The organism is Halopseudomonas oceani (genome assembly GCF_002903165.1).
Lineage (GTDB): Bacteria > Pseudomonadota > Gammaproteobacteria > Pseudomonadales > Pseudomonadaceae > Halopseudomonas > Halopseudomonas oceani.
On sequence record NZ_PPSK01000007.1, the window covers coordinates 129,739 to 143,709 of the forward strand.

The 13,971-nt window shown below is 62.9% G+C and carries 13 protein-coding genes; 2 read left to right on the plus strand and 11 right to left on the minus strand.

The features are described 5' to 3' along the window. Window positions 1-131 precede the first annotated feature (131 nt). Window positions 132-1,613 (minus strand): glycerol kinase GlpK, encoded by a 1,482-nt coding sequence (gene glpK / locus C1949_RS09520; RefSeq protein ID WP_104738241.1) that lies wholly within the window; start codon window positions 1,611-1,613, stop codon window positions 132-134. A gap of 36 nt (window positions 1,614-1,649) precedes the next feature. Continuing rightward, on the minus strand, window positions 1,650-2,120 hold the full coding sequence (ybaK, locus tag C1949_RS09525) for a Cys-tRNA(Pro) deacylase (RefSeq protein ID WP_104738242.1): 471 nt from the start codon (window positions 2,118-2,120) through the stop codon (window positions 1,650-1,652). A 205-nt stretch (window positions 2,121-2,325) separates the two neighbouring features. On the opposite strand from ybaK, the gene glpD reads away from it, so the two are divergent. Continuing rightward, window positions 2,326-3,876: a glycerol-3-phosphate dehydrogenase gene (gene glpD / locus C1949_RS09530; protein WP_104738243.1), complete on the plus strand. Its 1,551-nt coding sequence runs from the start codon at window positions 2,326-2,328 to the stop codon at window positions 3,874-3,876. 19 nt (window positions 3,877-3,895) lie between these two features. Here glpD and C1949_RS09535 read toward each other — a convergent pair whose 3' ends face one another. Further along, window positions 3,896-4,930: an NADP-dependent oxidoreductase gene (locus tag C1949_RS09535; protein ID WP_104738244.1), complete on the minus strand. Its 1,035-nt coding sequence runs from the start codon at window positions 4,928-4,930 to the stop codon at window positions 3,896-3,898. Window positions 4,931-5,056: 126 nt separating this feature from the next. Then, window positions 5,057-5,608, minus strand: a complete 552-nt coding sequence (locus C1949_RS09540) for a hypothetical protein (RefSeq protein WP_104738245.1) — start codon at window positions 5,606-5,608, stop codon at window positions 5,057-5,059. Window positions 5,609-5,763: 155 nt separating this feature from the next. Between C1949_RS09540 and C1949_RS09545 the strand changes: the two genes are divergently transcribed. Further along, on the plus strand, window positions 5,764-7,569 hold the full coding sequence (locus C1949_RS09545; protein ID WP_104738246.1) for a hybrid sensor histidine kinase/response regulator: 1,806 nt from the start codon (window positions 5,764-5,766) through the stop codon (window positions 7,567-7,569). Here C1949_RS09545 and C1949_RS09550 read toward each other — a convergent pair whose 3' ends face one another. The 7 genes from C1949_RS09550 to C1949_RS09580 form a co-directional block, all read right to left on the minus strand. After that, window positions 7,570-8,208, minus strand: a complete 639-nt coding sequence (locus C1949_RS09550; RefSeq protein WP_104738247.1) for a response regulator — start codon at window positions 8,206-8,208, stop codon at window positions 7,570-7,572. A 123-nt stretch (window positions 8,209-8,331) separates the two neighbouring features. After that, window positions 8,332-9,159 carry an ion transporter gene (locus tag C1949_RS09555; protein ID WP_104738248.1) on the minus strand — a complete coding sequence of 276 codons (828 nt, stop codon included), beginning with the start codon at window positions 9,157-9,159 and terminating at the stop codon, window positions 8,332-8,334. Between the two features lie 42 nt (window positions 9,160-9,201). Continuing rightward, entirely contained in the window at window positions 9,202-9,750 is a 549-nt protein-coding gene (locus tag C1949_RS09560) for an adenine phosphoribosyltransferase (RefSeq protein ID WP_104738249.1), read from the minus strand. 16 nt (window positions 9,751-9,766) lie between these two features. Beyond that, complete coding sequence (fnr, locus tag C1949_RS09565) at window positions 9,767-10,498, minus strand: fumarate/nitrate reduction transcriptional regulator Fnr (protein ID WP_104738250.1); 732 nt, start codon at window positions 10,496-10,498, stop codon at window positions 9,767-9,769. Window positions 10,499-10,583: 85 nt separating this feature from the next. Continuing rightward, window positions 10,584-11,312, minus strand: a complete 729-nt coding sequence (locus C1949_RS09570) for a sulfite exporter TauE/SafE family protein (RefSeq protein ID WP_104738251.1) — start codon at window positions 11,310-11,312, stop codon at window positions 10,584-10,586. Then, the gene (ccoS, locus tag C1949_RS09575) at window positions 11,309-11,518 is read right to left on the minus strand and encodes a cbb3-type cytochrome oxidase assembly protein CcoS (RefSeq protein WP_104738252.1); all 210 of its coding nucleotides are present in this window, start codon (window positions 11,516-11,518) and stop codon (window positions 11,309-11,311) included. Before ccoS ends, C1949_RS09570 begins: the two co-directional genes overlap by 4 nt. Beyond that, window positions 11,515-13,968, minus strand: coding sequence for a heavy metal translocating P-type ATPase (locus tag C1949_RS09580; RefSeq protein ID WP_104738253.1), 2,454 nt, complete (start codon window positions 13,966-13,968; stop codon window positions 11,515-11,517). The genes ccoS and C1949_RS09580 overlap by 4 nt, the downstream gene beginning before the upstream one ends. Window positions 13,969-13,971: the final 3 nt, after the last annotated feature.

A 13,971-nucleotide genomic window follows, 5' to 3' on the forward strand; every position in this document is an offset into this window, starting at 1 on the left:
AGCCCGAGCGGACTGCGCGGGTTCTTCGGGGTGTAGAAGGGTGTGCAATCATCACCACGGGCACGGCATGCCGTGCCCGAGCGGGTGTACCTTGCGCCGATGGTTGCGTCGGGGCGTAGTATGCGGCGTTCTTATTCCCGCACCCGCCGAATCGCATCCAGCCACCCTTCATACAGTGCGTCGCGCTGGGTTTCCGCCATTTCGGGCGCGAAGGTGCGCTCGCAAGCCCAGTGGGTGGCGATATCGTCGAGGTTTTTGAAAATGCCGAGCTGCAGGCCTGCCAGGTAGGCGGCACCCAGCGCGGTGGTTTCGGTAACCTGGGGGCGGTCGACGGTGACGCCGAGGATATTGGCCAGTTCCTGTACCACCCAGTTGTTGATCACCATGCCGCCATCCACGCGCAAGGCGGCGGTGCTCTGAGCGCCATCGGCCTGCATGGCTTCGAGCAGGTCGCGGGTCTGGAAACAGACCGATTGCAGGCCGGCGGCGACGATCTGGGCGATGCCGGTGTCACGGGTTAGGCCGAAGATGGCCCCGCGTGCGGTTGGGTCCCAGTAGGGGGCGCCAAGGCCGGTAAAGGCGGGCACCAGATAGACACCGGTGTGCTCGCCAGCCTGGCGGGCGAGGGCTTCGGTTTCGCCCGCGTGCTGGATCAGCTTGAGACCGTCGCGCAGCCACTGGATGGCGGCTCCGGCAACGAAAATACTGCCCTCCAGCGCGTAACTGGTCTGACCGTTCAGGCGATAACCGACCGTCGTCAGCAGGCGATTCTGCGAGCGAATCGGCGTGTTGCCGGTGTTCATTACCATGAAACAGCCGGTGCCGTAGGTGCTCTTGACCATGCCCGGCTGGAAGCAGGCCTGGCCAATCAGGGCGGCCTGCTGGTCGCCGGCGATGCCGCAGACCGGAATGCTGGCGCCAAGTACCTCGGGCGCGGTCTGGCCAAAGTCGGCGGCGCTGTCCATGACCTCGGGCAGCAGGCTGGCGGGGATGTCGAGCAATTGCAGCAGGTCTTCATCCCACTGCTGGGTGTGGATATTGAACAGCATGGTGCGTGAGGCGTTGGTGGCGTCGGTGCGGTGTACCTTGCCGCCGGTCAGGCGCCAGAGTAGGAAGCAGTCGACGGTGCCAAAACGCAGTTCACCGTGCTCGGCGCGGGCACGAGCGCCTTCGACATTGTCGAGAATCCAGCGCAGCTTGGTTGCGGAGAAGTAGGGGTCGATCAGCAGGCCGGTACGTTCGCTGACCATCGCTTCGTGGCCGGCGGCCTTCAGTTCGGCGCAGTAGCTGGCGGTGCGACGGTCCTGCCAGACGATGGCACGGTAGAGCAGCTCGCCAGTCGCTGCGTCCCAGACCAGCGTGGTTTCGCGCTGGTTGGTAATGCCGATCCCGGCGATCTCTCCTGCGTCCAGCCCGGCCTTGGCCAGCACTTCGTGGCAGACGGCGACAGTCGAGCGCCAGATTTCCTCACCATCGTGCTCCACCCAGCCGTCTTTGGGGAAGTGCTGGGCGAATTCCTGCTGGGCGACGTGTTCCGGGCGACCGTCGGCGCTAAACAGAATGGCACGGCTGCTGGTGGTGCCCTGGTCGATGGCGAGGATTGGCTTGGCCATAGGGATGTGTCCTGTTCTTGATCTTGTTGTGAAAACTCAGTCGCGGCACAGCTCGCAGAGTTGAGCGCGGGTCTGGGCTTGCAGGTCGCTGGCGGCCAGCTCGATTTCGAGCCCCCGTCGACCGCCGCTGATAAACATCGTTGGCCATTGGTTGGCGGAGGCGTCGATAAAGGTGCGCAGACGCTTTTTCTGCCCCAGTGGGCTGATACCGCCAACCAGATAGCCGGTGCTACGCTGCGCCGCAGCGGGATCGGCCATGGCGGCTTTCTTCACGCCTGCAGCCGCCGCTAACGCCTTGAGGTTCAGCTTGTCCGATACCGGGACCACCGCGACCAGTAGCTCACCGGTTTCGGTGGCGGCGAGCAGGGTCTTGAAGACGCGGCCGTGTTCCAGTCCCAGTTTGTCGGCGGCCTCCGTGCCGTAGGACGCGGCCTGAGGGTCGTGGCTATAGCGGTGTAGTTGGTAGATGACCTTGGCTTTGTCGAGCAGTTTGGTGGCGGGTGTCATGTCGGGTCCGTACTGTTCAGGGCAAGGCGCGTTTCGGTTTTGCGCCCGCGCCGCTACGATAAGGCTCCAAGGGTAAACCGGGCGAGGGCAACGGCCAAGAGGCTGCGCGGACTGCGTGAGCGGTCACACGGCGTGTCTTGTCGCTGACACAGTGCCCGTTGCACACTGGGGCTCGCTGCGCACCGCCCATTGTTGAGGAACCATCATGTTGCCACCCCATCCGGACGAGCGTCAGGCTGTGCCTGACAAAACTGCCAGAGTGATAGACCTGGTCGTGATCGGCGGGGGCATCAATGGCACTGGTATTGCGGTGGATGCAGCCGGACGCGGGTTGTCTGTGCTGCTTTGCGAGCAGCATGATCTGGCGGCTCATACCTCCTCTGCCAGCAGCAAGCTGGTGCACGGAGGGCTGCGTTATCTCGAACAGTTCGATTTTCGTTTGGTCCGCGAGGCGCTGGGTGAGCGCGAGGTGCTGATGGCCAAGGCACCGCACCTGATCTGGCCGCTGCGCTTTGTACTGCCGCATCGGCCGCACCTGCGCCCGCGTTGGATGCTGCGCGCGGGGTTGTTTCTCTACGATCATCTGCACCGGGGAATCAGTTTGCCGCGCTCAAAAGCGCTGGAGTTGAACGGGCAGGGCATTCTCAATCCGGTGATCAGTCACGCCTTCGAGTATTCCGACTGCTGGGCTGACGATTCGCGGCTGGTTGCGTTGAATGCGGTGCAGGCCGCCAGTCTGGGCGCTGATATCCGGCTGCACACTCGCTGTGAGTCGGCGCGTCGCCGCAGTGATCTCTGGGATATAGATCTGGTCGGGCCCGATGGCGAGACTCAGCAGGTCACCGCTCGCGCACTGGTCAATGCGTCTGGTCCCTGGGCTGCGCGCGTGATGGAGCGGGTGATTGATCAGCGCTCGCCGCACGGCGTGCGGCTGGTCAAGGGCAGCCATATCGTGGTGCCGCAGATTCATCGAGGCCAGGAAGCTTACATTCTGCAGAACGAAGACAAGCGCATTGTATTTGTTCTGCCTTACGAGGGCGCGTTTTCGCTGATCGGCACCACCGACGTCGATTTTCAGGGTGATCCGTCGGTGGTCAAGCCGGATGCGTCTGAGGTCGACTACTTGATCAGCGTGGTCAATGCCCACTTCAAGCGCCAGTTGCGTGCCGAGGATGTGGTGCACAGCTTTGCGGGTGTACGACCGTTGATCAGCACCGACACGGCCAAGCCCTCCGAAGTGAGCCGCGACTACAGTCTGACGCTGGAGGGTGAAGTGGGGCAGGCGCCGTTGCTCGCTGTGTTTGGCGGCAAGTTGACGACCTACCGGCGGCTGGCGGAAAACGCGATGGATCAGCTTGCCCGCTGGTTCCCCCAGGCTGGCAAGGCCTGGACGGCAGAGTATGCCCTGATCGGCGGAGATTTCGCGTCACAGACCAGCCTGCACGCCGAACTGCGCGCCGAGTATCGCTGGCTGGATGAGGCGCAGATTGCCCGTTACGTGCGCAGCTACGGCACCTTGAGTCGGATTTTCTTGCGGGGTATGCGCTGTGCGCCGGACATGGGCGAGGACTTTGGCGCCGGGCTGACCGAGCGCGAGGTGAAATACCTGCGTGAGCGCGAGTGGGCGCGGGATGCCGAAACGCTGCTTTGGCGGCGCAGCAAACTGGGCTTGCACCTCAGTGCGGGCCAGCAGGCACGACTGGCGGCTTATCTGCAGGAGCTCAACACGGCCGAACGGGAAGTCTGCCCGTCCTGAGACGGGCAGAGCGGGCTGATCAGTCGGCGATCTTGACCACCAGCTTGCCGAAGTTCTTGCCTTCGAGCAGGCCCATGAATGCCTCGGGTGCGTTCTCCAGGCCTTCCACGCGGTCTTCCTTGACGCGTACCTTGCCTTCGGCCACCCAGGGCGTCATCGCCTTGAGGAAGTCCGGGTAGCAGTGGCCGTAGTTGTCGAAGATGATGAAGCCCTGCATGCGGATGCGCTGGCTCAGCATCAGGCGCATCAGTTGCGGCATGCGGTCCGGGCCGTCCGGCAGCGAGGTCATGTTGTACTGGGCGATCAGGCCGCAGAGCGGGATGCGGGCGTGGGCGTTGAGCAGCGGCATGACCGCGTCGAACACCTTGCCGCCGACGTTTTCGAAATACACGTCAATGCCATCCGGGCAGGCGGCCGCCAGCTTTTCGGTCAGCGCCGGGTCCTTGTGGTCGATGCAGGCGTCAAAGCCCAGTTCCTTTACTGCGTATTCGCACTTCTCGGCGCCACCGGCGACGCCGACTGCACGGCAGCCCATTAGCTTGGCGACCTGACCTACCACGGTGCCGACCGGGCCGGTGGCGGCACCGACCACAACGGTTTCACCCGGCTTGGGCTGGCCGATGTCGGTCAGGCCCATGTAGCCAGTGAAACCGGGCATGCCCAGCACGCCGAGTGCCAGCGACGGTTCAGCCATGTTCGGATCAAGGCGGAACACCATGCTGCCGTCGGACAGGGTGTAGTCCTGCCAGCCGGAGGCAAAGCACATGACCAGGTCGCCAGCCTTGTAGCCGTCGAGTTCCGAGGCGATAACCTCGCTGACCGTGCCGCAGGTCATCACGCCGCCAACCGGCACCGGATCCGCGTAGGATTTGGCGTCGCTCATGCGCCCACGCATGTAAGGGTCGAGTGACATCCAGCGGTTGCGCAGCAGCATCTGGCCGGGGCCAGGTGTGGGGACCGGGGTTTCAACCAGTTGGAAGTTGGCAGCGGTCGGTGCGCCGACCGGGCGGGAGGCGAGCAGGATCTGGCGATTGACGTTAGCTGTCTGGGGCATTGTTGTTTTCCTTTGACCAGGTGGATGCCGAATCCGTCTGTTGACGGGCGTGTCGGGCACAATGCTCCTCTGATCGGACCCGGGTCAAGCTGACCCCGACCTGCTTGATGCTGTGCTATAGATGGCTCAACTGAGCGCCCGCGGACGTCGGCGAAAGGCTTGGCGCCAAGCATAGAGGAAGTCGCTCGCCTGACCACCCCGATGGGGGTAGGAGGCCTCCCAGATTCGCGCTAGGCTAGCTGGATCCGAGCCGTTGGGCAGTTGCAGTTGCTGGCTGTGATAGACCAGCCAGGCGATGGCAGTGGCGTAGGCGAGGTTGTAACCCAGCTCGGCGTGGGGATCGCGCAAGAAGCAGTGCTGACTGGCTAGGCCACGTATCTGACTGGCCAGCTCCGGTTGCAGCGCCAGGTAATCGTCCCACAGGTGGGTGTGCAGCTGGGCGCTGATGCCGTAGGGGCCGATGGCCTGGGCGGCCCGCTTGCCAGGTGCCAGACGTGCCGTGCAGAGCAGGGTGCCGAGGAGCAGTTGGGTCGTGCGTTGACAGCTCACTCCGAGGTAGTCGAGGGTCGGCTGGATGATCCCCTGGTGCAAGCTGGCGCTGTCACCCAGCTGGACAAGACTGAATGAAGGAGTCGGTTCGGGCTGTTTCGGGGTGGATTGCGCTGCAATGGCGGACATCGGTTTACGTCCTGTAGGTTACCGTCATGTTTTAAAGCGTAGTTGTAGTTTTATCTGGTAATGCATTGTTTTTAAATTATTTTGAATGCTGCGGCGCGCCGCATATAACAGCTCGTCATAACAGCTGTATCCATAACAACAATGGGCCTTGAACCATGCAGGAACCGCCACGCCGGAGCAGTACCAGCCCTATCGACGAGCCCGCCTTTCTGGCCGAAGAGCAGGGGCTGAAGCAACTGCGCTTCAGTAAGCCGATCGAGGATGCGTTTCAATATTACCTGCACGCCAAAATGGCGAGTCGGGTGGTTGTGGTGGCGCTATCATCGGTCTTCTTTATGCTGCTGTTCATGTGGCTGGACCATGTCTATCTGCCGCCCGAGCTGGCGCACTACACCCTGAGTATTCGTGGGGTTGGTCTGGCGGTGATCTGTTTCGCCATCTGGTATGCCAACCGGCCGGGGCGGGTGCCGCCACGCCGCGCGTTTGCGGTCGCGACCATGGGGTATATCTGCGCGGGTCTAATGGTGGTGATGGTCATTACCATGGCTCGCGCGGCGCAGGTGCCGATTCGGGTGACCCACGATGGGTTGTATCTGGTGCTGCTGTCAGGGATGTTTCTGCTGGCACTGCCAATGCGTCAGGCGGTGCTGGGGTCCTGGGTGATTGTGCTGTGCTATCTGTTTGCTGAGAACCTGATCGATGCGCCGCCGGCGATGAGGATATCCGACGGGATATTTCTGTCCAACTTTGCGGTCATGGGCTCACTGGGCACCTATCTGTATGAATACATGCAGCGCCGCGCCTACCTCAATGAGCAGTTACTTGAAGCGGCCCGGCGCCGCGCCGAGCGCGAAAGTCAGAGCAAGACGCACTTCCTGGCAACCGCCAGTCACGATCTGCGTCAGCCATTGCATGCGATGCTACTGTTCATTCAGCATCTGCAGGAGCAACCACTCAGTGGCGAGGTACAACGCACGGTCGGGCGGTTGAGCGACTCGACCCAGCTGTTGCAGGCGATGCTGAATTCGCTGCTGGATATATCGCGGCTGAGTGTCGGTATGGTCCGACCGCAGCTGCGCTCGTTCAATCTTGCCCCCTGGCTGCAGCGGCTTGTCGCCAGCCTCGATAGCTACGCGCAACGCCGCGGCATTCGCCTTGAGGTTTCCTGTCCACCTTATCTGGCGGTTCACAGCGATACGCTGCTGCTGGAACGGTTGCTGCGCAACTATCTGAACAATGCTCTGCTGCACGCCGAGGCGACGCTGGTCCGGATCGAAGTTACCCGCAACCAGGAGCGTTTGCGCATCGCTGTGGTGGATGATGGGTGCGGGCTGGCTGAAGCCGACCAGGAGCGGATCTTTGAAGAGTTCACCCAACTGCGCAATCCGGCGCGCACGCTCGACAAGGGCGTGGGCCTAGGACTGAGCATTTGTCGACAGATACTGCACTTGCTGGAGTATCCCTCGGGGGTCCAGTCGCGTCTGGGAGAGGGGGCATGCTTCTGGGTAGAGGTGCCGGTCGGCGAATGGCAGAACCAGCCAGAAGAGCTGCGTCAGGCGGTGGTACCCAGCCTGAAGGGGCAGGTGGCATTGATTGAGAATGATCGGGTGAGCCGTGAGGCAATGCAGTCGTTGCTATCCAGCTGGGGCTGCGTGGTCTGGGCGTTCGCGAGCGCCGATGAGGCGCTGGCCAGGCTGGACACCGCGAGTGTGGATGTACTGCTCAGTGATTTTCGACTGGAGGGCGAGCTCAATGGCCTCGAGTTGATTCGACAGCTGCGTGAGCGCGGCATCTTTGGTGGGCCGGCCGCGCTGGTAACAGCCGATACCGCAGAGGAATTGGTCGAGGCCGCACGGCTGGCAGACCTGCAGCTGCTGTACAAACCGGTATTGCCGGCGCGGCTGCGCCGGGTTGTCAACGATATGCTCGTGCATGCCACCCGCGCGGTGTCGGGCAGTTGATCAGAAGCTGACCAGGCCCAGCTTGCGGGCATGGCTGACACACTCGGTACGGTTGTGGCTGTTGAGTGAGGCAAACAGCGCCTTGAGGTGGGTTTTGACGGTGTCTTCCGATAGCGACAGGCGCTGGCAGATCACCTTGTTGGGCAGGCCCTCGGCCAGCAGGTCAAGAATTTCCAGTTGCCGTGGGGTAATGCCCACTTCGCGCGCGTTGCTCTGACGGTCGACGGCCATGGTGGCGTCGCCAATCACGATCTGGGCGCCGTATAGCAGTTGGGTAACCGCATCCAGCAAGGTTTTGCCATCGGTCGTCTTGCTGATGAAGCCAGCGGCACCCATCTGCAGGGCTGTTTCCAGATCGCTGGGGCTGTTGCTGGCAGTGAGGATGGCGATCGGGACCATGGCGTCGGCGGCGCGGAGTTTTTGCATCAGCGCCAGACCGCTGCTGTCGGGTAGCTGCAGATCGAGCAGGATCAGGTCGTAGGGGTGTTCGCGAACGCTCTGCATGGCCTCGGCGGCGTTGCGAGCGTGGTCGAGCTGCACCCCTTCGCAGAGTGAACCAAGGGTCAATGTGAGGCCATCCAGGTAGATCTGGTGGTCGTCAATCAGCAAAAGCCGGGTATCGGGCGGCAAGCTGCTCATAGGTCGTCCTCGACTCTAGTGCCGCCGATTGTCCGGTGGAAATGGCGACGTTTGTTATTGTTTGCCGCTTGATGATATGCAAAGCCCGCAGTGAGTACCACCCCGGGCATGCAAGGGGGTGACTCAGTCGCGTGGGGGCAGCTGTTTGCGCAGTTCCTGCAGCTCGCTGCGCAAGGCCTGCAGCTCACTGAGTAGTGCCTGTGGGCTGGCCGGTTCGGCCGCCGCATCGGCGGCAGTGTTGGCCTCACGCTGGTGCTGGATTGCATCGACGATGACCGCGATGAACAGGTTCAGCATCATGAAGGTAGCGATCAGGATGAAGGGAATGAAGTACAGCCAGGCGTAGGGAAACTCCTCCATTACCGGCCGCACGATGCCCATCGACCAGCTCTCTAGGGTCATGACTTGAAACAGGGTGTACAGGCTATCGCCTAGGGTGCCGAACCATTCGGGAAATGCTTCGCCAAACAGTTGCGTGGCGATGACTGCGGCGACGTAGAAGATCAGCCCCAGCAGCGCGACGATGCTACCCATGCCGGGCAGCGACGATAGCAGCGACTGCACCACCACCTTCATGCTCGGCACGATGGAAATCAGCCGCAGCACCCGCAATACCCGCAGGGCACGCAGCACCGCCAACGGTCCGCTGGCCGGTACCAGCGCGATGGCAATCACCAGGGTGTCGAACAGACCCCAAGGGTCGCGCAGCAGGCGCCAGCCGTGGGCGATGAAACGCAGGCCGATCTCGATAACGAAGCAGCCGAGGATCAGGTGGTCGAGCAGTCGCAGCATGCCGCCCCAGCGTTGCATCACCGAGGGCGCCGTTTCCAGTCCGAGAATGACCGCGTTGATCAGGATCAGCGCGGTGATGAAGTATTGAAAACGGGGGCGTTCCAGCCAGGCGGCAAGACGCTCGCGCCAGTGCGCGTTGAGTTCCAGGGTTGTGTTCATGGTGTTCTTCGGGAGAGGAGATAGCGGCCCGCAGGGCGGGCCTCAGTGCTCGTTCTCTGCAAATGCGCAGAGTGTGTAGGTCGGAATGCCGCTGTCTTGCATGACCTGAGAACCGCCGAGGTCCGGCAGGTCGATGATAGCGGCGGCCTCATAGACATCGGCGCCGCATTGACGAACCAGACTGGCTGCAGCGAGGAAGGTACCGCCGGTAGCGATCAGGTCATCCAGCAGCAGCACCTGCTCGCCACCGGTGAGAGCGTCACGGTGCATTTGCAGGGTGGCTTCGCCGTATTCGGTGGCGTAACCGGCGCTGATGGTATCAGCAGGCAGCTTGCCGGCCTTGCGGAACAGCACCAGCGGACGGTTCAGTTCGTAGGCGAGAATCGAGCCAATCAGAAAACCGCGGGCATCGATCGCACCGATGTGGGTCACCGGGCTGTCGATATAGCGCTGGATCAGGCTGTCCGCCACCATGCGCAGTCCTTTGGGTGACTGGAACAGTGGCGTGATGTCGCGAAAGGTCACGCCTTCCTTGGGAAAGCCGGGTACCGGTCGGATCAGGGATTTGATGGCGTATTCGTCAAAGATCATCTCTGGGTCCTGAAGGTCAGTCGAGTTGGCCGCCGGCTACCGCACACAGCTCGCCGTGGTCGAGAATCTCTACTTCCTTGCCGTCGGCGGCAATCAGCCCCTGCTGCTGGAAGCGGGTAAAGACGCGGGACACGGTTTCGACCGCCAGGCCCAGGTAGTTGCCGATGTCGTTGCGTGACATTGCCAGGCGGAACGAGCGGGCCGAGTAACCACGGGCACGGAAACGCGCCGACAGGTTGATCAGCAGGGTGGCGATACGCTCGTCAGCGGTCTTCTTCGACAGCAGCATCATCATCTGCTGGTCATCGCGAATTTCCCGGCTCATCAGGCGCATGACCTGACGACGCAGCGTTGGCATGGTCGCAGTGAGGTCGTCCAGGCGCTCGAAGGGAATCTCGCATACCGATGTGGTTTCCAGCGCGACGGCGGTGACCGGCTGGCGTTCACCGTCCATGCCGGACAGGCCGATCAGCTCGCTGGCCAGATGAAAGCCGGTGATCTGCTCGATCCCTGCATCGTCCACGGTGAAGGTCTTGACTGTGCCGGAGCGAAGAGCATACAGGGAGTCGAATGAATCGCCTTGGCGGAACAGTACCTCACCCTTACGCAGTGGGCGGCCACGCTTGACGATGCTGTCCAGCGTGTCGAGCTCCTGATCCTGTAGTGCCAACGGCAGGCACATCGCAGCGAGGCTGCAGTCCTTGCAGTGCGCTTCAGGAAGCGCTTTGAGTTTGATTGCATCGGTCATGACGGTGACGGCTCCGTGTGTCAATGGGCAAAGCGTACAACATGCGAGGCAGAGCTGCCACGTCCGGGAGTGTTGCAACAGGTTTTCACGGGTGTGACTGGTGTGATTGCGACGGCAGGCTCAGGTGCTGCATTAACCATTTCTGGTGTGGACCGGGCAGTGTCCAGATGCCGAACAGAATGACCAGTAGCGCAGCGCTGACGCGCAGGCTGCGGCGCCGCAACAGTGCGGTCAGGCGCTCGGCAGCGGCGCCCGTGGCGAGCAGCGTCGGCAGCGTGCCGAGGCCAAACGCCAACATCAGCAATGCTGATGTCACGGCATCGCCGTGGCTGCTGCTCCAGATCAGGGTACTGTAGACCAGGCCGCAGGGCAGCCAGCCCCAGAGTGCACCCAGTAGCAGTGCCTGACGGGGGCGCTGTACCGGCAGAAGGCGACGGGCGTGCGGTTCGATATGGCGCCACAGGCCGCGCCCGACCCCTTCGATCCGGGTCAGGCCGGACCACCAGTTGGCCAGATAGAGGCCCATGGCGATCATGATCAGGCCGGCGATGCCGCGCAGCAGTACGTCCAGCCCGGCGCCATGCAGTGCCCAGCCCAGGCTGCCAATCAGCGCACCAGCGAGGGTGTAACTGGCAATGCGGCCGGCGTTATAGGCCAGCAGCAGACGCCAGAGCGGCCAGCCACGGCGTTGCTCCGGTGGGATGGCCATGGTCAGGGCGCCCATCAGTCCGCCGCACATGCCAATGCAGTGCCCGCCACCGAGCAGGCCCAGAGCCAGCGCGGTCAGTAGCTGGGCAACAAGTAGTTCACTCATTTTGTTTGATCGCTGTCGTCTTGCTCGGCGTTGTCTTCGCGTTTCTGAGCGGCGAGGTGGGCCGGGTCGTCATCATCGAACAGGATACTGTGAGCCGGGCTGTCGAGGTCGTCGTACTGACCATTGTTAACCGCCCAGTTGAAGACCCAGATAGCGATAATTACCAGCACGATGGCAATGGGCACCAGGATGTAAAGAACGGTCATGCGCTTGCCTCCGGTAGATGGCTGGCGGCTTGGCTGCCGGCGGGATGGCCGACGCGAGTCAGTCGCAGGGCGTTGAGTACGACCAGCAGCGAGCTGAGTGACATGCCGAGGGCGGCGAGCGCTGGGGTAACCAGACCGAATGCGGCCAGCGGCAGCACGGCGAGATTGTACAGGGTAGCCCAGCCGAGGTTCTCAATCATGATCGCTCGGGTCTTGCGGGCAATGGTCATGGCCTGCAGTAGGGCGCTCAGATGGCTGCCGAGCAGCACTGCGTCGGCGTTGGTCTTGGCCAGATCAGATGCGTTGCCCATGGCTACCGAGATATCGGCACTGGCCAGTACCGGGACATCGTTGACGCCGTCACCGAGCATCATCACCTTTTCTCCGGCGGCCTGGCGGGCCTGGACGAAGGCCAGCTTGTCGTCCGGACTGGCGTTGCCGAGGGCCTGCTTAATGCCAAGCGTGCGGGCGACGCGATCGACGACCCGTTGATGGTCGCCGGACAGCAGGACGATTTTCAGGCCGCGGGCGCGCAGTCCGTCAATCAGCTCGCCAGCGTCGCTGCGCAGCCGGTCATTGAGAGCAAACCAGCACAGCGGTCCCTGTTCGCCGGCGAGCAGCAACCATTGGCCGTCTCCAGCAGGGCGCTCGGGTTCAGCCTGGCCGGACAGCGCCATGGCGAAATCGGGCTTGCCGATGCGTAGCATCTGACCGTCGCATTCGCCTTCCAGACCCTGGCCGGGCACGTTGTTGCATTGCTGCGCCTGGGCGCTGCTGCGGCCGAATGCGCGGGCGATGGGGTGCTCTGAGTGGCTTTCGAGCATCTGCGCCCAGCGCAGAGCCTGATCCGCATTGACCCCGGCCAAGGGCAGCACCTGCTCGAGTGTCATGCGGCCTTCGGTCAGGGTGCCGGTCTTATCCAGAATGACCGTCTGGATCTGTGGCAGACCTTCGAGCACGTGGCCGCGGGTGATCAGCAGCCCCAGCTTGTGCAGGCTACCGGTGGCGGTGGTCAGCGCGGTGGGCGTGGCCAGTGACAGCGCGCAGGGGCAGGTGGCAACCAGCATCGCCAGCACGATCCAGAAAGCTGTATGCAGATCGGCCGCCCACCACCATGCGCTGCCGACCACCACGGCGGCGAGCAGCACGGCCAGCAGGAAGTACTGGGCAACGTCATCAGCCAGACGGCCGAGTCGCGGTTTGTCGGACTGGGCACGTTCCAGTAGACGAACGATAGCGGACAGCCGCGTCTCCTCGCCCAGCGCCTCGATGCGCAGGCGCAGCGGGCCTTCCACATTGAGCGTGCCGGCGGTGACGGTATCGCCGGCTGCTTTGGCGATCGGCAGGTACTCGCCGGACAGCGCGGACTCATCAAGGCTGCTTTGGCCGCTGATAATGGTGCCGTCGGCGGGGATGCTTTCCCCCGGTCTGACTTCCACCACGTCGCCGCAGCGCAGCTCATCCAACATGATGCGCTGGCTGTTGCCGTCGGCATCTATGCGCACGGCGCTGGGCGGCAGCAGGTTGACCAGTTTGGCGGTGCTTTCGACCGTACGCTGTCGAGCCCGCCGCTCCAGGTAGCGCCCGGCAAGCAGGAACAGGGCAAACATGGTGACCGAGTCGAAGTAGACCTCGCCGCTACCGATCAGGGTGGCGTAGATACCGGCCAGATAGGCACCGCCAATCGCCAGCGAAACCGAAACGTCCATGCTAAGGCGCCGGTTGCGCAGGTCGCGCCAGGCACCCTGGAAGAAGGGCGCACAGCTGTAAAACACCACGGGTGTGGTCATCAGCAGGCTGGCCCAGCGCAGCAGGTCGGCCATGCGTTCGGTGACGTCCTGGTTGAATTCCTCGGACAGAGCCATGGTCGCCATCATTACCTGCATAAACAGCAGGCCTGCCAGTCCCAGACGGCGCAGGTAACGACGGTTCTCGGCAGCGATCTGCTCCGAGGCCTTGTCCGGCTCGTAGGGGTGGGCGGCGTAGCCAATTTTGCGCAGCGTTTTGAGCAGCGTCGACAGCCGGGTCTGGTCGTCTTGCCAGCGCAGGGTGAGGCGTTGGTTGCCCATGTTCAGGGCAGCGTCACTGACCCCGGGCTGGGCACGCAGGTGGCGTTCGATCAGCCAGCCGCAGGCTGCACAGCTGATGCCTTCGACCAGCAGTATGGCCTGTTGCTCTTCGCCTTCACGCCGGGTGAAGCGCTGCTGTACGTCGTCCCGATCGTACAGCTCCAGTTCTTCCTGCAATGCACGTGGCATGGCCTCGGGGTTGGCCGAGGTTTCGGTACGGTGACGGTAGTAGGATTCGAGACCCGCGCTGCAGATGGCTTCGGCCACGGCCTGACAGCCGGGGCAGCACATCGGCCGCGATTCGCCGAACACGGTAACGTGCCAGGGCGCGCCGGTGGGAACCGGCTCGCCGCAGTGGTAGCAGGGGGTGGGGTGGGACATGCC

Bases quoted from the DNA above. Each gene is read 5' to 3' on its own strand.
- C1949_RS09560 (WP_104738249.1), bottom strand. From the start codon at position 9,750: ATGATCTTTGACGAATACGCCATCAAATCCCTGATCCGACCGGTACCC.
- C1949_RS09545 (WP_104738246.1), top strand. From the start codon at position 5,764: ATGCAGGAACCGCCACGCCGGAGCAGTACCAGCCCTATCGACGAGCCC.
- ybaK (WP_104738242.1), bottom strand. From the start codon at position 2,120: ATGACACCCGCCACCAAACTGCTCGACAAAGCCAAGGTCATCTACCAA.
- C1949_RS09555 (WP_104738248.1), bottom strand. From the start codon at position 9,159: ATGAACACAACCCTGGAACTCAACGCGCACTGGCGCGAGCGTCTTGCC.
- fnr (WP_104738250.1), bottom strand. From the start codon at position 10,498: ATGACCGATGCAATCAAACTCAAAGCGCTTCCTGAAGCGCACTGCAAG.
- C1949_RS09580 (WP_104738253.1), bottom strand. From the start codon at position 13,968: ATGTCCCACCCCACCCCCTGCTACCACTGCGGCGAGCCGGTTCCCACC.
- C1949_RS09535 (WP_104738244.1), bottom strand. From the start codon at position 4,930: ATGCCCCAGACAGCTAACGTCAATCGCCAGATCCTGCTCGCCTCCCGC.
- glpD (WP_104738243.1), top strand. From the start codon at position 2,326: ATGTTGCCACCCCATCCGGACGAGCGTCAGGCTGTGCCTGACAAAACT.
- ccoS (WP_104738252.1), bottom strand. From the start codon at position 11,518: ATGACCGTTCTTTACATCCTGGTGCCCATTGCCATCGTGCTGGTAATT.
- C1949_RS09540 (WP_104738245.1), bottom strand. From the start codon at position 5,608: ATGTCCGCCATTGCAGCGCAATCCACCCCGAAACAGCCCGAACCGACT.
- glpK (WP_104738241.1), bottom strand. From the start codon at position 1,613: ATGGCCAAGCCAATCCTCGCCATCGACCAGGGCACCACCAGCAGCCGT.
- C1949_RS09570 (WP_104738251.1), bottom strand. From the start codon at position 11,312: ATGAGTGAACTACTTGTTGCCCAGCTACTGACCGCGCTGGCTCTGGGC.
- C1949_RS09550 (WP_104738247.1), bottom strand. From the start codon at position 8,208: ATGAGCAGCTTGCCGCCCGATACCCGGCTTTTGCTGATTGACGACCAC.